General features: G+C 64.5%; 11 protein-coding genes. 4 read left to right on the top strand and 7 right to left on the bottom strand.

The features are described 5' to 3' along the window. Nucleotides 1–2: 2 nt before the first annotated feature. Nucleotides 3–515: a tail fiber protein gene (locus tag FJ950_RS20515; protein WP_140618217.1), complete on the bottom strand. Its 513-nt coding sequence runs from the start codon at nt 513–515 to the stop codon at nt 3–5. A 204-nt stretch (nt 516–719) separates the two neighbouring features. Beyond that, nucleotides 720–13,166, bottom strand: coding sequence for a hypothetical protein (locus tag FJ950_RS20510; RefSeq protein WP_140618215.1), 12,447 nt, complete (start codon nt 13,164–13,166; stop codon nt 720–722). A 328-nt stretch (nt 13,167–13,494) separates the two neighbouring features. On the opposite strand from FJ950_RS20510, the gene FJ950_RS20505 reads away from it, so the two are divergent. Together FJ950_RS20505 and FJ950_RS20500 are read left to right on the top strand one after the other, a co-directional pair. Further along, entirely contained in the window at nt 13,495–14,022 is a 528-nt protein-coding gene (locus tag FJ950_RS20505) for an invasion associated locus B family protein (protein ID WP_246681356.1), read from the top strand. A 307-nt stretch (nt 14,023–14,329) separates the two neighbouring features. Then, nucleotides 14,330–15,574 (top strand): Xaa-Pro peptidase family protein, encoded by a 1,245-nt coding sequence (locus FJ950_RS20500; RefSeq protein WP_140618211.1) that lies wholly within the window; start codon nt 14,330–14,332, stop codon nt 15,572–15,574. A 281-nt stretch (nt 15,575–15,855) separates the two neighbouring features. Here FJ950_RS20500 and FJ950_RS20495 read toward each other — a convergent pair whose 3' ends face one another. The 5 genes from FJ950_RS20495 to FJ950_RS20465 all read right to left on the bottom strand — a co-directional run bounded on the left by FJ950_RS20495 (nt 15,856) and on the right by FJ950_RS20465 (nt 21,990). After that, nucleotides 15,856–17,292, bottom strand: coding sequence for an amidase (locus FJ950_RS20495; RefSeq protein ID WP_140618209.1), 1,437 nt, complete (start codon nt 17,290–17,292; stop codon nt 15,856–15,858). A gap of 349 nt (nt 17,293–17,641) precedes the next feature. Further along, nucleotides 17,642–18,733: a Gfo/Idh/MocA family oxidoreductase gene (locus FJ950_RS20485; protein WP_140618207.1), complete on the bottom strand. Its 1,092-nt coding sequence runs from the start codon at nt 18,731–18,733 to the stop codon at nt 17,642–17,644. A gap of 354 nt (nt 18,734–19,087) precedes the next feature. Continuing rightward, on the bottom strand, nt 19,088–20,251 hold the full coding sequence (locus FJ950_RS20475) for an ABC transporter substrate-binding protein (protein ID WP_140618206.1): 1,164 nt from the start codon (nt 20,249–20,251) through the stop codon (nt 19,088–19,090). Nucleotides 20,252–20,323: 72 nt separating this feature from the next. Then, entirely contained in the window at nt 20,324–21,166 is an 843-nt protein-coding gene (locus FJ950_RS20470) for an ABC transporter permease (RefSeq protein WP_140618204.1), read from the bottom strand. Further along, entirely contained in the window at nt 21,163–21,990 is an 828-nt protein-coding gene (locus FJ950_RS20465) for an ABC transporter ATP-binding protein (RefSeq protein WP_140618202.1), read from the bottom strand. The genes FJ950_RS20470 and FJ950_RS20465 overlap by 4 nt, the downstream gene beginning before the upstream one ends. 313 nt (nt 21,991–22,303) lie before the next feature. Between FJ950_RS20465 and FJ950_RS20460 the strand changes: the two genes are divergently transcribed. Further along, on the top strand, nt 22,304–23,242 hold the full coding sequence (locus FJ950_RS20460; protein ID WP_140618200.1) for a MurR/RpiR family transcriptional regulator: 939 nt from the start codon (nt 22,304–22,306) through the stop codon (nt 23,240–23,242). Nucleotides 23,243–23,356: 114 nt separating this feature from the next. Beyond that, nucleotides 23,357–25,147 carry an NAD(P)/FAD-dependent oxidoreductase gene (locus tag FJ950_RS20455; protein ID WP_140618199.1) on the top strand — a complete coding sequence of 597 codons (1,791 nt, stop codon included), beginning with the start codon at nt 23,357–23,359 and terminating at the stop codon, nt 25,145–25,147. The last annotated feature ends 27 nt before the right edge of the window (nt 25,148–25,174 follow it).

Raw genomic sequence — 25,174 nt, 5'->3', positions numbered from 1 at the left:
CCTCAATTCGGCGACGGGAAAATGCCCTGCAGGGCGATGCAGAAGCTCAATGTCAGGAAGGGCTGCATGTTCAGATGCGCCTGGCCGCCGCCGACGCTGCTGACGCTTCCAGCGTTCAAGGCGGCCAGGTTGGCCGCGGGGCCGTAGATATTTCCCGGATCCTTCGCCAGGACATTGCCCGTGCCGCCGAAATTCGGATTGGTTGAGTTGCCCTGTGAACCAGACGCGTTGGCAACGTGCAGGTGGGTCGGGATTTCCGCGATCGAAAGTGTATGAGCCTGTTCGCCGCCGCGCTCGCCAAGCGTATGAGTGCTGCCGACATGGATCGGGACGCATCCGCGATAATCGGGCAAGGCGAAATTCACACGCCCATCGCCGCCGAATGTCGTGCCCAGTAGCGAGAATAGCCCTTGGTTCTGGTTGATGGGCAGGAGTTGCCCATTGCATAGCGCCCAACCTTTAGGCGCAAAGACGAAAGACATGATTCTGATTTCAGACAGAAATGGTTCTGCCAAAGTCCCCTCCCGCTGTTATCCCAGATTGCAATCACTCGCCCTGCAGGAATACTTCCCCACAGGTTACGCTCCGGTACTTAAACTTGTCTGCTAATCAGAAAACAAATATTGTAGCCCGCATTGAACAGTTGTTTTCACCGCTTTGCAAGTCGGTTTTTAGACTGCCCTGCCATAGCGCGAATTCACAGGAACACAACGTTACGCTCACGGCAGAGGGTTGGTCGACGGCAGCGGCGGCAGTCCGGCCGCCGAGAATGTCACCGTTCCAGAAATGCTGAACTTCGTCGGATCGTTTATGCCGTTGGCGTCATCCAGTTCCGTCGCGATGGAGGCGGCCGTGGGTGTACCCTGTGTAACTTTCACCGTCCCACCAGTCTGCTTTATGCGCACGAATTGGCCATTGCCGGCCTGGCCCGCTACGTTCGAGAAGGAATTGCCACTCAGATTGGCCCAGATGGTCGGGAATGGCCCGAAGCCAAGATCCTGGTTGTCCTGGATGGTGATGGCACGGCTGCCGTTCATATGATCGAAAATATTGTTGGTGATGGTGACATCGGTTTCACCGCCGCCTGTGGCTAGGCCAGTGAGACCGACATTGACGCTGATCCCGGGAGCCGTCGCGATCTGATAAATCTGATTGTTGGTGATCAGATACTTGCCGTTTATAGCGCCTTCGTTCTGGATGCTGATGCCGTTCCCGACAAGCGATCCAGAATTGGTTACCGCGTTGTTGCCAATGATGTTGCCGCTTATCTTGCCGTTCACTGTCCGGTTGAAGGGCCCATTGCCATTGTCGAAATGATTGATCGCGGTCGAACGCTGGCCGATGAACGTATTGTTCTCAATATCGAAGGTCAGCGACGTCGCTACGGGATCGGTAGAGACGTCGACGCCGGCATTGTTGTTCGTGAACGTCGCCCCGGAGACATTCACCGTCATGGCGGTGCCGCCCGAATTGCCGAAAACGCCAGTTCCCGTAATCTGATGCGTTGGGTCCGATAGGATATTGCCGGTGAAGCTGCCGCCCGTGACCGTCAGCCCCATCGTCGACGTTCCCGTGCCAAGGAAATTGACGAGATTGCCATGCTGCGAGCTGGCATTGCCATTGATGGCCAGACCGTTGGCCGAGATCGTGTTGTTGATAAGCTGCAGGTTGGTCAGCGTGCCCGACGCATTCGAGATTTGAATCTCGAACTCGTTGTTGTTGCTGATCACGGAATTGCTGATCGAGGTCGCATGAGCGCCGTTCGAGGCGGTTCCGGTCAGCTGCGTGATGTTTATGCCGGATTCGTCGGTCGCCGCATCGTTGCCGTTGCCGGAAATGTTTAGCCGGTTCAGCACGAAGCCGTTGATGCCCGAGCCGCCGATGCCGTCGCCCAGATTGTTGGTGAGGTTCATATAGGCGAGATGGACGTCCTGGGTCGAGGTCAGGCTGATGCCGTCGCCTGTCGAATTCTGGATGATGCCGCCGGAGCCGTTGTTCGCGCCGAGGCCATCGCCCGTCACCGTCAGCCCGCCGCTGGTCCCCGTATTGTTGAGCACGATGCCATTGGCGGCGCCGTTGGACGAAATGCTGCGGAAGGTCAGGCCCGCCCCGCCAATGGTCGTGTTGGCGACATTGAGCGCGGTGCCCGCGCCCGACGTGATTACGTTGCTGGTATTGGAGGCAATAACCGTGCCGCCGCCGGTTGCGTTGAAGCCGGTGGTGCCGCTGCTCGATGTGTTGATGGTCAGCGTGTTGGTGAAATTGATATTGGTGCCGTTGGTGCCGCCATTGCTCACCAGGTTGATGCCGTCGCTCGAGCCGCTCGACGACACGGCTCCGTCGAATGAGATCGTGCTGGCGCCGCCGCCGGTGCCGGTGTGGTTCTGGACGTCGATCGCGGTGGCGTTGGCGGTGTGTGTGATGGAGCCATTGTAGTCGATATTGGCCGAGCCGCCGCTGACGTTGAACGCCGTGCCCGATGCACCGCTCAGCGAGCCCGTGCCCAGGTTCACCGTGCCGGTGACATTCGCCAGGCTGACATTGTTGGCGCCGCCGCCTGATGTGGTCGAGGTGAAATTGATGCCGGCGGCGATGCCGTTGAGGTTGATCGCCTGGGCGACCGTCGTGCTGATCGAGCCGGTGGTGACATTGACCGTGCCGCCATTGATTGCGGTGAAGGCTGTGTTGCCGCTGCCCGTCGTGATGGTGAGGTTGGCGAAGCTGACGGTCGAGGCCTGGCCGCCATTGTTGATCGCGACGGCGGCGCCGGTGGCGTTGTTGTGGTTGACGGCACCGGTGAAGCTTACTGTGTCTGCTCCAGTCGCGCCCGAAATGAAAATGGCCCTGGCTCCAAAGCTCGACGTGACCGTGCCTGCAAAGCCGAAGCTGCCGCCGGAGCGGTTGGTGATGCTGACAGCGGTGCCGGCGGCGCTGGAGACCGAGCTCATGTTGTCGAAGCTGAACGCAGCATCGCCGCCGACCACGGACAAGCCGCCGCCGCCCGACGTGACGACTTTGGTGGCGGTGACCGTTCCGGAGGCAGCACCAAACTTGATGGCGGTGCCGGCCGCGCCCGTGGAGAAGAGGGAAAGATTGGTGAGCGTCGTCGTGCCGGTGGCGCCGGCGCCGAAGTCGATATCGGTGGCGGTGACGTTCCTGATCGTCAAGTTGCTGATCGTGGCGCCCGATGTCGCGCCGCTGATGCCGATCGCGGCATAGGCGAGGCCAAGGCCATCATCGCCATCGATTGTGAAGCCATCGATGATGTTGCCGCTGGTGGCAAGCGTGATGGCGGTGCTGCCATCGGTGGTCGTCAGCGTGGCGACGCCATTGGGCGTCTGGTCGATGATCGAGATGCTACTGCTGGCCAGCTGGATCGTCGACGGCACGGTCAGCGCCAGGTTGATGTTGCCGTTGCCGAAACCGCGCACCTGCTCGCCTATGGCAAGCGCCAGCGTGTCGTTGCCGTTGCTGCCGGCTGCAGTGATGACGCCGCCATCGTTGACCAGCACGATGATGTCGGTTGAAAGCGCCGCCGCTTCCGCCGTAGTCAGCGTCGCCAGGTTGTTCTGGTCCTTGCCGCTGCCGTCGCCGGTGGCGATGGCGCTGACGAAATAGATCTTGCCGATGCCGAAGCCGAGGCCGGGGCTGGCCTGGAAGTTCACGTCCTGGACATTGTAGGTGCCGAGCGTTGGTGCGCTGGAGGCGTCAATGCCGACATTGGCGCTGATGGTCGAACCCTTGTCGGTCGTCGATTCGCCGTCGCCATAGGTGAAGGCAAGGTTCGTCGTGCTGTTCAGGAATATGCCGGTGTTGGTACCGGCGATGCTGGAAAATGCGCCGCCGACCGCGGCGTCACCGAGGCGTACCGTCGATCCGCCGGTCGCGCCGCGCAGGTCGACGCCGATCGAGGAGCCCGCGCTCACGGCGGCATTGGTGACGTCGAAATCATTGGCGGTGATCGCCGCGTTGATGATCGCGCCATTCAGGTCGAAGGCAACGGCCGAGCCGCTGTTCAGGCCGATGCTCAGATCAGTGAAAGACAGTGCCGCGCCGAGCGTGCCGGACACATCGATGCCGCGCGAGGTTATGCCCTGCAGGTCGACCGTGCCAAGTGCGATGGCGCCGCCGGAGACGTTGTTCAGCGCGATGCCGGTAGCAGCGCCATTGGCCGAGACGCTGGAGAAATTCACGCCGCCAGCACCAACGGTCGTACCGCTGAGATCGAGTGCGGTTCCTGACCCGGTCGTGATCGTGTTGCCCGAGCCGGCGACACTGATCGTACCGCCCGTCGCGGCTATGCCGGCACCGGTGGTGGTGTCGACGGTCAGGCCGCCGGCAAAGCCGGTCGTGCCGCCGCTCTGGGTGATGCCGGCACCGCTCGTTGTGTCGATGTTGGCGAGGCCGGTGACGTTGAGCGTGCCGCTGGCCCAGCCGATGCCGCCGCCGGTCGTGTTGTTGACCGTCACCGTGTTGAAGTTGAACGTGCCGGTATTGGTATTGATGGCGTTGATGCCGGCGCCCGACGTGCCGGTGATGCTGGTGGCGCCGGTGACGGCGAAGGTGCCGGCAACACCGTCGAAGATGATGCCGCTGGCGCCGCCGGTGGCGGTGACGCTGCCGAGCGTCATGTGGACCGTCAGCGGGTCGAGATTGATGGCAGTGCCGTTCGTGGTGTCGACCGAGCCGCCCGAGCTGTTCAACGTGAAGGTCGTGCCACCCTTTTCGTTGACCAGCAGGCCCGTGTCGCCATTGTTGGCAATGCTGAAGGTGCCAAGATCGAGCGTGCCGCTGGTGTTGAGCAGGTTGAGGCCGTCGCCCTGCACGCGCGCACCGGTTGTGCCGACGGTGAGGGTGCCCGCGCTGACGGTGCCGCCGCCGCCCGTCGAGTCGAAAGTGGCACCGTTAAAAGCAATGCCGCCGCCGGTGCCGCCGATGACCGTATTGTTGGCAAACGACCGGATCGCGATCGTATTCTGAGTGGCGCTGACGCTCTGGCCGAGGAAATTGGCGGCAAGCGCGGTCCCTGTCGACTGCAGCGTATTGCCGTCGATCGAAAGCAGAAGCCTGTCGGCAGCCGGCGCGCCGCTGGTGGTGAAGTCGAGCGCCCTGCCCCCGGCGGCGATGTCGTTGTTCCTGAGGAAGAAGCTGGAGGCGCTCGCCACGCTGCCCGAGACGCCGGTGCCGCTGCCGGTGTTGCGGATGATCAGGTTCTCGATGCCGCCGGTGAGGACGCCGGTGCCGGTCGTCGCGAAATTGACCACCGAGGTGGCGGTGTTGCTCTGCAGGATCGGCCGCAGCGTATCGATGCCGCCCGGCGCCGAGATGATCGGCGAATTCTGCACCGTGGTGAAATGGAATGCCGCCGAGGCGCCGCTGCTGGTGTCGACACCGAGCTGCGAGACATCGACGGCCGCATCGCCGCTCTTGAAGGCTAGCAGCACCTGTCCGTCGTCGAGTTGGAACGAGGTGCCGCTCAGGTCGATCGTCTCCTGGCTGCCGGTGCCGTTCTTGTCGATCAGCACGATGACATTGGCCGTGGAATTCTGGGCGTTCGCATAGGTGCCTGGATTGAGCAGGCTGCCGTCGCCGAGAGCGCTGGCGTCGGCGGTGACATAGTAGACGCTGATCGCCGACAGGTTTGACGTGTCGCCGGAGAAATTGACGTCGTTGAAATTGTAGTCGCCCGCTGTCGGCAAGGTGTCGGTGGCGTGAATGACCTGGCCGCCGGTGGTGGCGATCGAAGATTCGGCCGGACCTGCCCCGTCGCCGAAGACCAGCTTGGCGTTGGTGGCGCTGGATAACTGGACGCCATAGCCGACATTCTCGATCTTCGAGGTCTGGCCGGCTGGGTTGTTGTTGGTCGTGTCGCCGAGCTGGATCGTGCCGGTGCCGGTCGTGTCGGCCATGTCGATGCCGATCGTGCCGGTGAAGCTGCCGCCGTCGACGTCGAAATCCCCAGCCGTGACGGTGCTGGTGCCGAGCGCGGCGCCGTTGAGGTCGAGGCCGATCGCGTTCGCCGCGCCGAGCCCGATGTTCAGGCTGGTGAAATTCAGCGTCGAGCCGAGCGTGCCGGAGATATCGACGCCATGCGAGGTGATGCCCAGCAAATTCGCGGCGCCAAGGCTGACGGTGCCGCCGGAAACATTGTTCAGCGCGATGCCGGTCGCCGCCCCGTTGACCGAGACGCTGTCGAAAGTCACGCCATCCGGGCCGACCGTCGCGCCGTCCAGGTCGAGCGCGGTGCCGGTCGTCGTGGTGATGGCGTTGCCGGTGCCGCCGACGCTGACCGTGCCCGGGCCGGTGGTGCTGGCGGTGAAGCCGGCGCCGCTCGAGGTGGTGATCTTGAGGTTGCCACCGGTGAAGGCCAGCGTACCCGTGCCTTCGCCCGGGCCGATGCTGGGGGCCTTGACGATGGCGCGGTTGGCGCCGCTGCTGGTGTTGAAGATCTTGGACGTGCCGGAGAAGGTGGCCGTTCCCTCGGATGATCCGTCAAACAGCACGCCAATGCCCTTGCCGGTATGATTGATCGTGCTTGAAATGTTGTAGGCGCCGTTGGCGTTGCCGGTGAAGGTGAAGGCCGCCGTCCCCGCCGCCGCCGCGTCCGTGGTCGAAACGACCGAACCGCTCAAATTGAGCTCGCTCCAATCGGCCACAGCCTGAACAACGCTGCCGGCGGTGACCTTGATCGAGCCGTTGTAGTTCAGCGTCGCGTGGACGAGATTGTTGCCGCCATCGAGGGCGATGGCCGAACCGGTGGTGCTTGTCGTCGCGCCGATGCTGGCAACGCCCCCATTGCCGCCGACATTGATGATCCCGCTCTGCAGGCCGGTCGTGACGATGCCGCCCTCACCCCCATCGATGGTCAGCGTGGATCCGGCGACATTCGCGATATTTATGGTGCCGACCTGTGGGCCGCCAATGTCGAATCCTCTGAAGCTGACGTCGAGATCTATGTCTCCTGTGAAATTGACCGCCCCGGTACCAGTTAGGCCGGACAGCGAGGCGCCCGCGTAGCCGGTGTCCCTGAGCCCGCCGATGTTGACATCGCCGTTAAGGACGGCGGCCTGCAGCAACACGCCGGCGTCTGTCGATACCGCCGCGATGCTGTCAAAAGTAATGCCGTCAGCGCCGACATTGGCGCCGAACACCACCAACCCGTCCGCGCCGGAATTGATCTTGTTGCCGCTGCCGGTGACCGTGACGGAGCCTGAAGTGAAATCGCCAAGCGCGGCGAAGCCCATGCCGCCTGTCGTCGTTATGTCCAGGCCGCCATTGGTGAAGTTGATGGCGGAGTTCGTGTTGGGGCTCGGCGTGCCGGACGGGTATCCACCGGGGAAGCCGATGTTGACGCCGTCGGTCGCGCCCGAGCTGATCTGCTTGGTGGTGCCCGAGAAGGTGATCGTGGCCGAATCATTGCCGGCAATGAGGATGTTGCCGCCGTCGCCCGCATTGCCGTCGGTCAGATCACCCGACAGCGTCACCGAGCCGCCTGTCAGCTCCTGGATCGAGACCGCCGCACCGGTTCCGTTGCTGGCGATGGTGCCGCCATAGGATACGGTGGCGTTGCCGCCGCTGGCATTGGTCGCCGAGCCGATATTGAAGGCCGTGCCGGTGCCGGTGTTGGTCAGCGTGCCGGTGCCGAAAGCGGCCGTGCCGGCCAGGTTCTGCAGGTCGATGCCGCTGCCGGCGCTGAACGTCGCGCTGGTGGACGTGAAATGAATGTCGGCCGTGATGCTGTCGAGCGCCGCCGCTTGCGCGCCCGTGGCATTGATCGTTCCCGCGTCGACAGTGATCGTGCCGCCGTCGGTGGCGGTGAAGGCCGTCGCTCCATTGGTGGAAACGTCCAGGTCGGCGAAGGTGATTCCCGCGCCGCTGTTGTTGGCCAGCGATACACCATTGCCGCCGATGGTCGCCTTGTCGGTGAAATCGACAAGGCCGCCGGTGCGGTTGACGATCGAGACGCCGCCGCCGGTCAGCGTGCCGGCTGGCCCGCCATTGGGCAGGTTGCCGCGCGTGAGCGTGATGTTGCCGTCGCCGCCATCGGCGTCGAGCAGCGTCCCGGCGACGTTGATGTTGTTGTCGATGATCGAGACGTTGCTGGTGAGGCCGTCGACCTTGAACGCCGTCTGGCCAACGGCGACATTGCTGACCGTGACGCCCTGGATCGTGATGCCGCCGGTGTTGTCGAAGCCGGCCGCACTCTGGTCGATCAGGAAGACCGAGCCGCTGGCGCCAGTGAAGTCGAAGGCGGTGTTGCGCACCTGATTGCTGCCGAGCAGATGCATAGCGTCCGCGGTGCCGGTGACGACGCCCTCGTCGCCGGTAACGTTGCCGCCGGTGGCGCCGAGATTGCCCTGCACGTTCACCTGCTGGAAGGTGCCGGACACGGCGATGACGTTGCTGTTGCCGAAGCCGGTGATCGACTGGCCGGAATCGAGCGTGAACGGCGTTGCGCTGAGATCGACGGTGCCGACGAAGGCGAAGGTCTGCGTGCCGGTCATGAGATCGGCGTCGGCAAGCGAAATCGTGGTCACCGACTGGCTGAGGCCGTACGTGCCGACGGCGATAACGCCGCCCGACTGCGAGACCATCGTCACCGCGCCGACCGCCGAGGGCAGATTGGCGCTGCCGGTGAAGAACACGTCGTCGAAATCATAATTGCCGAGCGTCGGGTCGAGCCCGACCGTGTTGACGGTGTAGCCGCCGGGCGCGGCGCTGATCGAGGATTGCAGCCCATCGGATGAAGTGCCGTCGCCGAAGGTGAAATTGGCGTTGGCCGAAGTCAGCGTGCTGAGGCCGGACGACAAATCGACGCCGATATGGACGTCGCTGATGCTTGAGCCGCGCAGGAAGGTGATGGTCTTGTTGCCCGTCGTCGATGACAGGTCGATGCCGCGCGAGGTGGCCTCGCCGGTGCCGGTGATGGTGGTCACGCCGAAATCGGCCGTCGTCGACGAGCCGCTGAAGTCGATTGCCGTCTGGTTGGCGCCGGCGCCCATCGTCACACTGGTGGTGCCGAAGCTGACATCGGCGTTGGTGCTGCCGAAGTTGATGCCGGCGGTGTTGGCCGCCGAGCCCAGCGTCACATTGGTGGTGCCGAAAGTCACCGAACCGGAATTGCCTGAAATGTCGATGCCATTGCCGGTTGCACCCGACACGGTGACCGCGCCGAAGGTGGCGCTGCCGGCGACATTGGAGACCGACAGGCCGTTGCCGACCGCGTTGGTGATCGAAATTGGGGACGTGGCGTTGAAGGTCGCGGCCGCGCCCAAGCCTGCGATGATCGCGCCACCGCCGCCGCTGGCGGTCAGCGCCGAGTCGGTGAAGCTGATCGTGCCACCCGTCGGCGCGGTGGTCGAGCCGATGGCGAACAGGTTGCCCGCGCCGGTTGAGGTGACCGGACCAGTGAAGGCGACCGAGCCGCCGGTGATGCCGTCGACCCTGACGGCCGTGCCGGGCGCTGTCGCCGAGCTGTTGATGGTCGCGCCGATCGTGATCACCGCGCTGCCGCCGGAGACGACGACGCCATCGCCCGTGCCGGAATTGGTGATGGTGCCGCCAATGTCGATCGTGCCGGTGTTGTTGGTCAGGCTGGCATCGGCGCCGGCGATATTCGTCGTTACGAGGTTGCTGACGCCGACGGTTGCGGCGCTGTTCTGAACCAGGAAGCCGGAGCCTCCACCCACCACGGTGTCGACCTTGGTCGTGCCCTGGAAGGTGTATCTGCCGCTGGCGACATTGTCGAGACTGATGGCATCGCCGCTGATGCGATACAGGTCGACGCCACCGAAGTTGACGTTGCCGCCGCTGGTGTTGGAAATGGCGATGCCGGTCGAAACGCCGCCGCCCGAGCCATCCACGGTGACGCTGGAGAAGTTCAATCCGGCCAGGCCGATCGTCATGCCGGCGATCTGGATGCCCTTCTCGTCCGGCCCCAGGCCGGTCGCCACGGTATTGCTAGCCCCGTACACCGTCAGATTGCCGCCATTGACGGCGCTGAAGGCAAAGCCGCCATCGGCTGTCAGATCGAGACCGCCGACGAAAGCAATCGCGCCGCCGGCATTGCCGGTCAGGTCGATGGCGTTGGCCGCGCCGGTGCTGGCGGTGATCTTGCCGCCGAACCTGGCGAAGCCGCCGTTCATGGCGTTGATCTTGACCGCACTGGCAGCAGCGGTCTGGTTGATCGTGCCGTTGTAGATGAGATTCGGCGTCGAGGAATCGATGTTGAACGCCACGCCTGTCGTGCCGGCGATGGAGCTCGCCGCGTCAAAGGTCAGGGTCCCGGTGGTGCCGCCGGTGATGCTGACGCCCGAGCCGGCGCTGGCGATATCGAAATTGGTGAACGCGCCGGTACCGCTGAAATTGTCGAGCGACAGGCCTGTCGCGACATTGCTGATCGTAACGCCCTGCACCGCCAGGCCGGCAACACCCGTCCCGTTGATCGCCGCGCTGCTGCTGCCCGAAATGTTGAAATCCAGCAGCGAGTTGCCGTTGCCCAGCGTGACGACGTCGCCGGCGCCCGAATTGGTCAGCGTCGCCGCCCCGGTGCCGGGATCCGAAACGACCTGGTCGTGCTGGATGTTGGTCCCGGTGACGTTGATCGGCACGCCGCCGAGCGAGAAGGAGCGGCCATTGCCGAAGGACGCCAGCGTCTGGTCGTCGCTGAGCGAGAAGCCGCCCGACGCATTGATCGGCGTGTTGCCGGCGTCGTTGACCAGCACGAAGATCGCGTTGGCGTCGGTAATGCCGTCGGCGGTGCCGATCGACGCCAGGTCCGCAAGCGAGGAGCCGTCGCCAGAGCCCGAGGCTGCCGCGCCGACGAAGATCACGTTCTGGACGTCGAACAGCTGCGGGCCGCTGAACGTCGTCGAGCCGAAGGCATAGAGGCCGAGCGTCTGGTTCAGCCCACGCGCGTCGAGCGAGGCGGTGACGCCCGCGATCGAGCCGCCGCCGAAGCTGAATTGGGCATTGGCCGAGTGGGCCAGCGAGCCGGCGATGCCCAGCCGCACGCCCGTGTCGACGCCCGAAATGGTGCCGCCATTGGTGATGATGATCGAAGCGCCGCCGGTCGTGTCGGCGAGATCGATGCCGATCGAGCCGGCGCCCGATCCGCTGATGTTGGCCGAGAGCGCCGTGAAGGTCGTCTGGCTGCCGGAGAAGTCGAGGCCGGCATGGCCGAGACCGAGCCCGGAGATGACGATGTTGCCGGCAACCACCGCCGCGTTGACGCCGCTGAACGACATGCCGTCGCCGCCGGGCGCCGTGATGTTGATGTCGCCGAAGCGGATCGTTGCCGGCGAATCGGAAATGGCGATCGCCGGTCCCGTCGTGTTGGAGATCGTGGTGGCGCCGTTGACCGTGAAGCTGCCCGAGACATGGTCGAGCACGACGCCCGATGTGCCGCCGGTCTGCGAGATTGAATCCAACACCACATGCGCGGTGATCGGGTCGATGAAGATGCCGGCGCCGTCGTCGCCCAGCGCCGTGTTGCCCGACACCTGGCCGCCGGTGGTGGTGAAGCTGCCGCCGGCGGCGGTGCCCTTCACCGTTATGCCGGCATCCTGGTTGTCCTGAGCATTGAGGATGGCGAAGCTGTAGGTGCCCTTGCCCGTAATATCGAGGCCGTCGTCCTGGTTGCCCGACAGCAGCGTCGTGCCGGTGAAATTGTAGGTGCCGTCGCCTTCGATGTGCAGGCCGTCGAGGCCGTTGCCGGTGGCGGTGAAATTGGACGCGCTGACATTGGTCGAATTGCCGGTGAAGTCGGCGCCATTGCCGCCGGTGCCCGTTACCGTGACCTTGGTCAGCGTCGTGCCGGTGACGTTGTTGCCGAAAATGCCGTCGCCGCCGCCGGTGATGGTGATGCCGTTCAGCGTGTTGCCATTGCCCAGCGTGATGACGGGGTTGGCGACGTTGGTGCCCTGGATCGTGCCGTCGCTGCCGCCCAGGTTGAAGGTGGCGGTGCCGCCGCCGAAAAGCTTCGCGGTGACGCTTTCGCCGCCGCCGATGACCGTCTGGCCGGTGGCCAGCGTCACGCCCGCAGTGGTAAGGTTGCCATTGCCACCGAGCGCCACGACGAAGCCGCCGTTGCCGGCCTTGGTGACCGCATCGTCCAATGTCGTCGGGTCGGCCTGCGTGCCGGCGCCGGCTAGGCCGCCATCGGCGAAATAGAACTTTCCGAACGCGGCATTGGTGGCGGCGTTGATGGCGACGCGGGTCGTCGTGCCGCCGGTCTTGTCCTGGCTCTGGATGCGGACGCCGATATCGCCGCGCACCCGCTCGTTGACGCGCTTGCGCAAGCCTTCGCTGACCGGATAGACCGGATCCGCCCCGATGGCCGCGGTGCTGTCCGAGCCGCCGCCGGGATTGAACGGGATATTCAGCCGCACGCTGCCGGCGAACTGGGTGTCGTCGCGATTGTCGTTGCGCACCTCGCCGGTGAAGGTCAGCGACGTTCCGGTGCCGAAGACATCGCCGATCTCATATTCGATGCCAGCCTTGGCGCCGGTGACGCTGCCGTCATCACCGTGCGGATCCTCGAAATGATAGCCGCCAACGTCCAGTCGCAGCGAATGCTTGTCGGGCAGATTGAGCGGCACCTTCGCTCCAACCTCGCCCTCGATGCCCCAGGCCGCGTAGTCGCGATGGTCGAGCACCGAGATCTGCTCGATCAGCTGGTTGGAGACCATCGACAGGGTCGAGCTGGTCGAGTGGTCGGTCGAGTCGCCCTTGATCGGCACGAAGACGTTCACATGCGCGTCGAAATTCGGCGTGATCGCCTCGACGCCCAGCGTGCCCCCGGTGAACTGGGTGCCGCCGTAACTCTCGGCATTGAAATAGGCATAGCCGCCGAGCATCAGGTCCGGGTTGACGATGCGGCGGATGCCGAGGCCGATATCCTGGCCGAAGGCGTCCTTGAAATCGTGCTTGGCCCGCACATCCAGGAACAGCACCGATTCGGCGCTCTGCTTGATCGGGATGAAGCCTTCGAGCGCGGCGTTGCCGCCATTGTTGTCGGCGCCGATGATGGCCCGGACCTGCGGCTGCCAGAGCCCGGCATCGTCGCCATAGGCGGCCACGCCCGAGAGCGCTAGCGCCAGCGACGTAAGCGCCGTCGTCTTCCAGAGCTGCCTTGCAATGCTCGAACGGCGATAACCGGCGCGCATGTGGAACCCCTCCCCACGCGCCGCCATCTCACCAACTTGCCGAGACTTCTCGGTAGTTCCCATCCCTGGCGAGTCCTTCTGGGACTACACGTCCCGCGTGCTGATGTTTAATGGAAATCTAGTGTATAGCGAGTCCCCAGTGATCAAACTGCTGCTGTGGCCTACCAAACTGCTTCCCTGTGGTAATATGGACACAGTAGATTTGCCGGCTTGCTTCGGTGGATTCCTGGCTTTCAGGCTGGATTGGAGTGCTGTATCAAGCCCTACTGCGGGAAATACCGGTGGGGCCTAAAAGAACATGAGAGTTGTTTTAGCTGTAGCTAATACTTTGAGCTTCGCCGCAGGTATTGGTGCCCTGTGGCTCATCCTGTCGGGCGCCGGACCCGCACTTGCCGAGGAAGCCGCCAAGCCCCAACCGGCCCAGTCAAAGCCGGCCGACGCCAATCCCTGGGCGGTCAACTGCTCCAGCGGCTCGGCGAGCGCCGAACTTCAATGCCAGGTGTCTCAGAACCTGACCGAGGCGAAGACAGGACAGCGCGTGCTTACGGTGACCGTTCGCCGCGACAACGGCAATGGCAGCCTCGCCATGCTGCTCGCCTTGCCGCACGGCCTCTTCCTGCCGTCCGGCGCCAGCTACCAGATCGACCAGGGACAGAAGACGACCATCGCCATCCAGACCAGCGACCAGAACGGCGCCTATGCCGCCACGCCGCTGCCGCCGGACCTCGTCAAGGCGATGAAGTCGGGAACCAATCTGAACATCGGCATGGAGTCCGTCACCCGCAAGCCGGTCACCATCCCGGTGTCGCTGGCCGGCTTCACCGCCGCCCTGACCAAGCTGGAACCGATCAAGTAGCGGGTCGCCGGCAACCGTGGCCGACATCCTATCCCTTCGTCATCCACGGGCGGAGCAGCCGCGGCGCGGCGTCGCGGAGACCCGAGGATCCATGCCGCGACCGTGCTGGCGGGTGCAGCGGAGCAGATTCTGGACCGTGGATCCTAGGGTCTGCGCTGCGTCGCTGCGCTCCTTGCTCCGCTTAGGATGACGAAGTCGTGGGCGTCTCCGCTCCGCACTCAAGGTATCAGTGCGTCAATACGAGCAACCGTCTTGATTGTCCGCACCTGCGATGCTCCGTTGTCGCTTCGGACATCCGGAGAAACACATGACGGGTTTTGTCGACCGGCAGCGCGCCACGCAGTTGATGCAACGCGCTGGCATCGCGGCGCTGGTGCTCTCAGCGCCCGAGGCCTTCCATTATGCGACCGGCGCTTCGATCGGTCCGGCCGGACTGTTCCGGCGCGCCGGCGCCGGCTTCGTCGTCGTCACGGCCAGGCAGGATCTGCCGATCGGCGTCGTGGTCGCCGACTTCAATGCCACGCAACTGCGGACCGCCGCGCCCGAGATGGTCGTGCGCTCGCACCCGATCTGGATCGAAGCAGCGCCGGTCGAGACAGGAGCTGCCGGGCTGCCCCTGCAGGAGCGTATCGAGGCTGGCCTGGCTTCGCTCGGCCGCGCGCCGGATTTCGCGCGTCCCGCCACCTTCGACCTCGCCGGCTCGGTGCGACAGCTGCAGGCAATCCTCGCCGATTTCGGGCTGGAGCGCGCCACGCTCGGCCTCGACCTCGACTTCATTCCCGCCGCCGATTTTGCCGCCATCCAGGCGCTGCTGCCGGATAGCCCTGTTGTGGACGGCTCGCTTGTGCTGGACCGGCTGCGCGCGCTCAAGTCGCAGCGCGAGATCGACCTGCTGCGGCAAGGCATCATCCTGTCGGAAGCCGGCCTGGAGCGGCTGCAGGTCGATGCCATGGCCGGGATGCGCCAGAGCGATCTCGTCGCGCTCTACCGGCAGGGCGTAGCCACGGCGGCGGCCGGCTTGTCCCACCCGGTCATCACGGCCGAATATGTGACGCTGGGCGCCCGGGCCAAGGGCGCCGACGCCAGGGCCGTGGCGGGCGATCCGCTGAAATGCGACATGGTCTGTACGGTCGGTGGCTACGCCTCCGACATGTCGCGCAACTTCACCTTCGGCCCGCCTTCGGCTGATCAGGCCGAACTGCACGCCATTGCCGAGCGCGCCTTCGACGATGGGCTGGCCGAGCTTGTTCCCGGGAACACGCTTGCCCATGTCCACCGCGTCGCCACCGACAGCCTGGCGCGCCAAGGCCTGCGCTCCTACCGCCGCGGCCACTTCGGCCACGGCGTCGGGCAGTCGGTCTTTTCCGAGCAATGGCCGTTCATATCGGCCGGCAGCGAGGTCGTGATCGAGGCCGGCATGGTGCTGGCCTTCGAAATCCCGCTCTATATCGACGGCCTCGCCAGCTTCAACCTCGAGGACCAGTTCCTGATCACGCCGGATGGGCCGGTCGCGATGAACCGGCTGCCGCGGCGGCTGGAGGTGATTGGGTAGTAGGAGGCTTGAGATCTGCACCTCCGGAAATTGGCTGAGGTTCCCTCCACCTTCGTCATCCACGGGCGGAGCAGGAGCGAAGCTCCGTCGCGGAGACCCGAGGATCCATGCCGTGACCTTTCCGTGGGGTGCAGCGGAGCAGAATTTTGGACCGCCGGGAACGCTTTGATGTCGCGGCATGGATCCTGGGGTCTGCGCTGCGTCGCTGCGCTCCTTGCTACGCCCCAGGATGACGACGGGAAAGGTTTTGCCGTCCAGCGATCAAACCTCCGTACAGGTCCCTAAGCGCTCACCGCCGGCCGCTTGTCCCTCCATGGCATTTCCTGTTCCAGCTGCGCCGACGCCGCCAGCACCGTCGCCTCGTCGCCGTAGCGGCCGACCAGTTGCACGCCGACCGGCACGCCGCCGTGCGACCAGCCGAGCGGCAGCGAGATCGCCGGCTGGCCGGAGATGTTGAAGGGGAAGGCAAAGACGGCATCCGTCCATTTGGCGTTGTAGCGGTCGATGTCGGTCTCCGACATGTCGTAATAGCCGAACGGCCGCGGCAGTTGCGTCAAGGTCGGCGTGACGAAGAGATCATAGGCCTTGAGGTCGCCGACAATATCGCGGCCGACCTGCCGGAGCTGCTCGACATCGGAGATGTGCCTGACCCCGCTGGTGGCGCGGCCGCGCTCGATGATCGCCCAGGTCACCGCCTCGACATCGCCTGGCGTCACCCGCCGGCCGATCACCGTTTCCAGGGAGTCGAAGGTCGCCGCCGTCTGGACGCAGGTCATGTTGGTGTAGGTTGCCCATACGCCATTGGCATCGAGCGGCATGTCGTGCTCCTCGACATCATGCCCCAACCGCTCGAATGCGGCCACGGTCGCCAGCACCGCCGCCTTCACCTCCGGATCGATGGCGGTGCCGTTGGGCGGCGTGACGGTGAAGCCGATGCGCAGGTTTTTCGGCGCACGCGCCGACAGGCTGAGCCAGGAGGCATCCGGCACCGGCGGCGTATAGGGCTCGCCGGGCAGCGCACCGGCCACCGCATCGAGATAGGCCGCCGTGTCGCGCACCGTGCGCGAGCAGCAGAGGAAGTAGGCACCGCCATACCAATAGTCGCCGAACGGGGCCAGGCTGACGCGGCCGCGCGATGGTTTCAGGCCCACGATCCCGCAGCAGGAGGCGGGGATGCGAATCGAGCCGGCGCCGTCGCTGGCCTCCGCGATCGGCACCATGCGCGAGGCGACAGCCGAGGCCGCGCCGCCGCTCGAGCCGCCTGGCGTGATGCCTTCCTTCCACGGGTTTTTCGTCGTGCCGTAGAGTTTTGGTTCCGTCGTGATCGACCAGCCGTTTTCGGGCGCGTTCGACTTGCCGACCAGCACCAGTCCCGCCGCCTTCATGCGGCGAACGACTTCGGTGTCGAAATCGGCGACGACATCTCTGAGGTAGAAGCAGGAATTGGTGTTGGGCGCACCCGTCCAGGACGAGGCCAGTTCCTTGAGCAGGAATGGTACGCCGGCAAAGGGTGCCGATCTGTCGACCGTCGCGGCCTGTGCGCGCGCCATGTCATAGAGGCGATGGACGACCGCGTTGAGCGACGGATTCAACCGCTCGACCAGCGTGATCGCCGCCTCGACCAGTTCCGCCGGCGAAACCTGGCCGCCGCGGACCAGCGCGGCGAGGCCAAGCGCATCGGACTCGGCATAGGTTTTCAAAAGACTGTCGGTGACCATGTCTCTCCTCCCGATCCTTCTGTCCTCAACGTCGCTCGTCGAGGCGACCGAGCTACCGCTTCTGTCATTTGCTAATGTTGGCACCGCCCCTCATCCGCCTGCCGGCACCTTCTCCCCGTAGAGTGACGGGCAGAAGGGGGACTGCCGCAACCTCGGCGCCATTCCTGTGACGTTAGGAAGTTGGCGCAGTCGTCGGTGACAGCGTCTTTCTCCCCGTCACTCTACGGGGAGAAATGCCCGGCAGGGCAATGAGGGGCAGCGCAAACCTGAGATAACTGTCCTGCAGCGGCTCCAATCTCGCCAATGTTCTTCTTGCGCCGCCGCCTCCAGCGCCAGCAACCGGATAGCATCAGGCCAGCTCGACCGTCCGTCCCAGCTCGATGCTCTGTTCGGCCGCGAGCACGATGCGCAGGCTGTTGACCGCCGCGTCCATCTGCTCGGTCAGATCGAGGTCCTCGCTTATGGCGCGCAGGAAGAACGCCTGCTCGCGGTCGCAAAGTTCCTGGTGGCCGGGCTCGTCCTCCATGCTGACGATCTCGTCGGGCTTTTTGAAATTCTTGTCGCCGTCGACGGCCGCATAATGGATCTTCAGCGCGTCGGTCTTGGTGTGGCGGTCGATGTCGGCGGAGTTCGACACTTCGGCCAACTCGGCCGCGCTGCTCGCCTGCTGGCCGGCGACGATCGAAACCGCGCCTTTCGGGCCGACGACATCCTTCACGAAGTAGGCCGTCTCGCTCATCATCGGACCCCAGCCGGCCTCGTACCAGCCGACCGAGCCGTCATCGAAGGTGACATGCAAATGGCCGTAATTCTGCTTGTCGGCTTCGGCCCATAGTTTGGCGCCGATGCCATGCACGCGCACCGGCTTGGCGCCGGTCAGCTGGCACATGACGTCGACATAATGCACGCCGCAATCGACGATCGGGATCAGCGAATCGATCAGGTTCTTGTGCCAGTGCCAGGCGCTGCCGCTGCTTTGCTGGTTGAGGTTGAGCCGCATGACCAGCGGCTTGCCCAGCGTCTTGCCAACCTCGATGAACTTGATCCAGGAAGGGTGGACGCGCAGGATGTAGCCGAGCACCAGCTTGCGGTTTGTCGCCCGCGCAGCCGCCACCACCTTTTCGGCGTCCTCGATGTTGGTGGCCAAAGGCTTTTCCATGAATACGTGGCAGTTCGCCGCGATCGCCTTCAGCGCGTATTCGGCATGGGTGTTCGGCCAGCTGTTGATCGAGACCGCGTCCGGCCTGGTCTCCCCCAGCGCCAGGTCGAAATCCTCGTAGAGCGGATAACCGGCGAGTTCGGCCGGGATTTTCGTGTTGCTCTTGATCGAGCGGCTCATGATGCCGCTGATCTCAAACCCCTCCGAGCGATGATAGGCACTGGCGTGCGACGCACCCATATTGCCAAGACCCACCACCAGTACTTTCACCTTGTCGGCCACCGTTATCTCCCAGGTTCTGGATTGAATTGTGCGCGGCGACCGGTTGCCGCGTGTTTATCCGGACAATCACCTCAGGTCAGCGCCGCCGCTCGTTGCCCGGCCCTTTCCTCTCCCCCGTCGATCGGGGGAGAGGTGTCGAGCGAAGCTCGACGGAGTGGGGGTCGACCTTCGCCGCCCGCCTGAGGTTACTTCGCCAGATTGTGCCTGTCCCGCAGCGACTGCGCGTTTAGCGACCGCCTTCCCCCACTCCGTCGCCGCTTCGCGGCGCCACCTCTCCCCCCTCCGGAGGGAGAGGAAAGGAGCCAAGGCAGGGCAATGAGGAGTGGCGTCGTCATGGCCTTCGCTTGCGCGCCTCTACTTCACCGCCGAATCGAACAGGTGCGCCTTGATCTTCTCGACATCGAGCGCGGCAAAGCCTTCCGACAGTTTGACGCCGTCTGCGTCGGCCTTGACCTTGGCCTTGTCGAAGTCGTTGGCGGCCGGGATCAGGTCGTTGCTGCAGACATCCTCGGCCTTAACCGGGTTGGTGATCTGGCCGATCTTGTGGATCTCGTCGAAGAAGCCCTGCCAGCTCGCCATGTCGTGCGAACCCCAGCCGCCGCGCTTGTCCATGTCGCCGCGGAAGACGTTGATCTGCTGCAGGATCGAGGTGGTGCCGAGCTCCGGTCCGAGGTTCTTGGCCAGGGTCGGGAACTGCTCGAACACCGCTTCGACCGCCGCGCGCGGATTTTGATAGCCGAACTCAAGGCCCATCGCCCAGCCGCGCAGGTATTTTTCCAGGAACGCCTTCTTGTCGGGATCCTCGAGATCGGCGGCGCGCACGACGAAGGTGTTGGCCGGCAGTTTCGAGTTCTTCACGCCGAGCCAGTATTCGAAATCGAGACCCTTGGCGATCCATTCGGCGCGCAGCCCTTCCCATGACAGCGCCGCGTCGCCTTGGCCGCCGGCAAGCGCGGTGCCCCAGGTCGGCCAGCCGGCCTCGACATACTTGACCTTCTTGATGTCGACGCCTTGCGCGGCAAGCAGCGGATCGGTGATCGACTGCCAGGCTGCGGAACCAAGCAGGATGGTCTTGCCTTCGAGCTTCTTCAGGTCGTTCGAGCCCTCGCCCTTGCGGAAAGCGATGCTGAACGTGTCGCGCGCGCCCATATGGAACACCGACTTCAGCTTCATGCCGTTCTGGATGGCGAAGGAGAACACGCCGGGCGAGGGAAAGCCCATATCGGCCTGGCCGACATCGACGAACTTCACCGTCGCCGTGCCGTCGGACGGTCCCGGCTGCATGTCGGTGTCCAGCCCGTCGAAATAGCCGGCCTTCTTGGCCGCCCAGTATGGGTAGTCGTCGAGCACTTCGAGCGTGCCGCGCGGCGAGATCCAGGTGAATTTTCCATAGGCCTCGGCCCTCGCCCGGAGGCCGGTGGCGCCGAGCGCGGTCGCCGTCACCAGCCCGGCGCCGGTCACCTGCAGGAAGATGCGGCGGCTCATCCCCGCCTGCTGGATGAAATTGTCCTTGGTCATGGCATTCCCCTTTTTTGTTTGATGTCAGTCTGCCTTGCCGCCCGCCTCCCGGGCGTGGTCATTGCTTCTGCGTCAAGCCTCCCAGCTCGCCCATTTCTTGCCGATGAGGAAGAACAGCACATAGATCAGAATGCCGAGCATCGACAGGATCAGCACCACGGCGAAGAATTGCGGCATCTGGATCATCGACGAATAGGTGGTGAGCCGGTTGCCGAGGCCGAAGCCACCGCCGACCATCTCGGCGCCGACGGCGGTGAGCAGGCCGAAGATGGCGCCGATCATCAGCCCGACCAGGATCATCGGCAGCGCCATCGGCGCGCGGATCTTCCAGAAGATTTGCAAGGTGCTGGCGCCATAGGACCGCGCAAGCGCGATCTTGGCGCTGTCGACGCGACGAAAGCCGGTGGCGGCATTGATCATCACCATCGGCCCGGCGGCCAGGGCCACCGCTATGATGCGCGGCGTGTAGCCGAAACCGAAACGCAGGATGAGCAGCGGCACCAGCGCCAGCATCGGCGTGGTGACCAGCAGCAATATATACGGCGCGACGATCTTTTCCGCGAACGGGAACTGGGTGATGACGGCGGCCAGCACCAGACCGACGGCGGCGCCGATGGCAAAGCCGGACACCAGCTCGACCAGCGTATAGCCGAGATGCGGCGCGATCAGCGGAAACTCGTCGAACAGCGCATAGGCGATCGAGCTCGGCGGCGGCATGATATAGAGCGGCACATGGAACAGCCGTAGCGCCAGTTCGATGCCGCCAATGATGATGACGGCGACGGCGAGAATGGCCGCCACCTCCTTGCCCGACTTGATGCCGGGGCCGCTGGCGAAGGCCGAGAGGTTGGTCAGGCTGACGTCTTGCCCATCGCCTGACTTCGACTTCGAAAATTCGGGAATGGCGTCGCTCACGGCCTGATCCTCACGATCTCGGCGCTCGGGCGCTCCGGCGCCTTCGGTCTGGTGCGCTCTCCGACAATGTCCATCTTGATCCGGTTGGTGAGGTCGAACACCTCCTTCGTCGCCATGATCTCCAGCGAGCGCGGCCGCGGGAACGGCACGCGGTATTCCTTGGCGACGCGGCCCGGCCGCGCGCTCAGCACCACGACGCGGTCGGAGAGGAAAATCGCTTCCTCGATCGAGTGGGTGATGAAGACGATGGTGGTCTTGGTGTCGAGCCAGATCTCCTCGACCAGCCGGTTCATCTCCTCGCGGGTAAAACTGTCGAGCGCGCCGAACGGCTCGTCCATCAAAAGCACCGAGGGTTTCAGCGCCAGCGCCCGCACGATGGCCGCGCGCTGCTGCATGCCGCCCGAAAGCTCGCGCGGGAATTTGCCGCCGAAACCGTCGAGGCCGACGCGGTTAAGCAGATGCGCGATCCAGGCGCGGTCCGGTTTTTCGCCCTTGATCTCGAAGGGGAAGCGGATGTTGGCGTCGAGATTGCGCCAGGGCAGGAGGTTGGCTTCCTGGAAGACAATGCCGATATCGGGATGCGGCCCGGAAATCTCTTTGCCGTCGAGCTTGATCGCGCCGCTTGTCAGGCCGTGCAGCCCCGACATCGACCACAAAAGCGTGGTCTTGCCGCAACCGGACGGGCCGACGATCGAGACGATTTCATTGGCTCTGACGTCGAGGCTGCAGCGGTCCAGCGCCAAGAGGTCGCCGGACGCCGTGTGATAGATCTTGGTCGCTGCCTGCACGCCAAGCTTCGGCGTTGTTATCTCGCCCGCGTTCATCCGCCCCTCGGAGATTGCGTGATGATCCAAAGGTCATCAGACTGTCAAAAATCAGTGTGTAACTATCCTACTTTGCTGTCAAGCGTCGACGGCGGCGAGCATGGGACGAGAACCGACTGCTAGGCATAACTATCTGTATTGACGTGGTATTCTTTGCCTTGAAATTCGTGTTGCTTTCCTACATGATTTGGCAGGCGCACACGCGGATGCCTTGACGGCACGCATCGGTTGCAGCGCCGTCCTGCGCATGGAACGACAGCGTGCAAACATGATAAGAGGTCAGGTCGAAAACGGGCTAGGGAACACCGCCTTCATGACCAAAGCTGCCAGCCATCCGATCGCGGACGAAGAGGGAACCGGGGGCGAACCCGTCCGGCGCATTCCCGACATCATCTCGCTGGTCAAGGATTGCTACGGCGAATTGCGCCCGGCCGAACGCCGCGTCGCCGATGTCGTGCTCGAGAATGTCAAATATGCCGTCGATGCCTCCAACGCGGCGCTGGCTCAGCGCGCCGGCGTCAGCGAACCGACGGTGACCCGGTTCTGCCGCGCCATCGGCTGCGAGGGCGTGCGCGACTTCAAGCTGAAGCTGGCGCAGAGCCTCGTCGTCGGCGCGCTCTACCTGGACACGTCGCCGGCCAGGGAGAGCGACGCCGCCCTGCCGTTCTGGAACGCGGTGTTCGGCGAAGCGCGCCGGGCGTTGCAGGAAGCCGAGCGGCAGCTCGATCCGGGTGAGCTGGAAAAGGCCGCCGAGCTGATCGCCCGGGCCCGCCAGGTCACCGTATTCGGGCTCGGCGGCAGCTCTTCGGCGCTGGCGCAGGAAACTCAGTACCGGCTGTTTCGTTATGGCATCTCGATCAGCGCCCAGTGCGACCCCTATTTGATGCGCATGACCGCCTCGACGCTGAAGCCCGGCGACCTGGTGATCGCCATCTCGGCGACCGGGCGCACGCGCGAGGTGATCGAGGCCGTCGAACTCGCCAAGCACTACCGTGCCAACGCGATCGCCGTGACGGCGCCCGATACCGAGCTCGCCCGCGCCTGCGACGTCAGGCTGACGGTTGCCGTGCCCGAATATCCCGATACGCTGAAGCCGACGGCCTCGCGCTTCGCCTTCCTGGCGATGATCGACCTCCTGGCGGTGGCGTCGGCCTACAAGCTCGACGGCCCGGCCCGCGAGACCGTGCGCCGCATCAAATACAACGCCCAGATCCACCGCACGGGCAAGGAAATGGAGCCGCTGGGAGACTAATCCTTCTCCCCATCACTATACGGGGAGAAGGTGCCGGCAGGCGGATGAGGGGCAGCGCCGAGTTCGACAGTTGCCGTCCCGCTATACAGATTGGACGCATACAAGAGGGAAGAAATGCCCGAAATGTCACCATCCAAACAGGCGGCCGCATGGCTTGGCTCGTTTTCGCAGGCGCTTGAATCCGGCGACGTGTCAGCCGCAAGCAACCTGTTCGTCGACGATTGCTATTGGCGCGACCTGCTGGCCTTCACCTGGAACGTCACGACGATGGAAGGCCGCGAGGCCATCGCCGACATGCTGAGGTCGACGCTGGCGACCACGAAGCCTGCCGCGTGGCAGCTCACCGGCGAGGCAACCTCGGATGAAGGCACGATCGAGGCCTGGTTCACCTTCGAGACGGCGGCGGCCACGGGCCAAGGCATCATGCGGCTGCGCGATGGCCGCTGCCGTACCCTGTTCACGGCGATGACCGACTTGAAGGGACACGAGGAGCGCAAGGGCGCGGCGCGACCGCTGGGCGTGCGCCACAAGGCGGACCCGGAACGCGAGACCTGGTCGGAGGCGCGGGCACGCGAGGCGCGCGAACTCGGCGTAACGGAGCAACCCTATTGCCTGGTCATCGGCGGTGGCCAGGGTGGCATCATGCTCGGCGCACGGCTGCGGCAGCTCGGCGTGCCGACCATCGTCATCGAGAAGAACGCACGGCCGGGCGATTCCTGGCGCAACCGCTACCGCACGCTCGTGCTGCACGATCCGGTCTGGTACGACCATCTGCCCTACATACCGTTCCCCGACAACTGGCCCGTCTTCACGCCCAAGGACAAGATGGGCGACTGGCTGGAAATGTACACGCGCGTCATGGAGCTGAATTACTGGGTCGCCACCAGGTGCCTCAGCGCCAGCTACGACGAGGCGGAGAAAGAATGGACCGTGGTGGTCGACCGCGTCGGGCAGCGCATCACGCTGAAGCCGAAGCACATCGTCTTCGCCACCGGCGCCTACGGTCCGCCGCGCAAGATCGATCTGCCGGGTTCCGACCAGTTCAAGGGCGAGCTGCTGCACTCGAGCCAGTATGCCAGCGGCGAGAAATTCCGCGGCAAGAAGGTCGCCGTCATCGGCGCGGCCAGTTCCGGCCACGACGTCTGCGTCGATCTCTGGGAGAGCGGCGCCGACGTCACCATGATCCAGCGCTCGCCGACCACGGTGGTCAAGTCGGACACGCTGATGCAGGTCGGCTTCGAGATCTTCTCCGAGGACGCGCTGGCGCGCGGCATCACCACCGAGAAGGCCGACATGATCGTCGCCTCGACGCCGTTCGCGCTGGTGCCCAAGGGCCAGCGCGCGCTCTACGACGTCATCCGCGCGCGCGACGCCGAATTCTACGAGCGTCTGGCCGCCTCCGGCTTCGCGCTCGATTTCGGCGACGACGAGACCGGCCTGCTGATGAAGGCCTACCGCACCGGCTCCGGCTACTACATCGATGTCGGCGCCTCGGACCTGATCATCGACGGCAAAGTCGGCATCCGCAGCGGCGTCGCGATAAAATCGCTGACGGCGAAAGGCATCCTGTTCGAGGACGGCAGCGAGCTCGAGGCCGACGCCATCGTCGCCTGCACCGGCTACCAGTCGATGAACGAGAATGTGGCGGCGCTGGTCTCGCGCGAGGTCGCCGACAAGGTCGGCCCCTGCTGGGGCCTAGGCTCCGGCGTCAAGGGCGACCCCGGCCCCTGGCAAGGCGAATTGCGCAACATGTGGAAGCCGACGGCGCAGGAAGCACTGTGGTTCCACGGCGGCAATCTCGCGCTGTCGCGCTTCTATTCGAAATATGTCGCGCTGCAGATCAAGGCACGGATGGAAGGGATCGAGACGCCGGTTTATGGGGCGGTCAGCAACGCCGGGCGGTAAGGCGGAAGCATGCTTCGGCGAGAGGTC

Source organism: Mesorhizobium sp. B2-3-14, from assembly GCF_006442175.1.
GTDB lineage: Bacteria > Pseudomonadota > Alphaproteobacteria > Rhizobiales > Rhizobiaceae > Mesorhizobium > Mesorhizobium australicum.
Note: the sequence above shows the minus strand (reverse complement) of the source record. Positions and strands in the feature narration are given on the sequence as shown.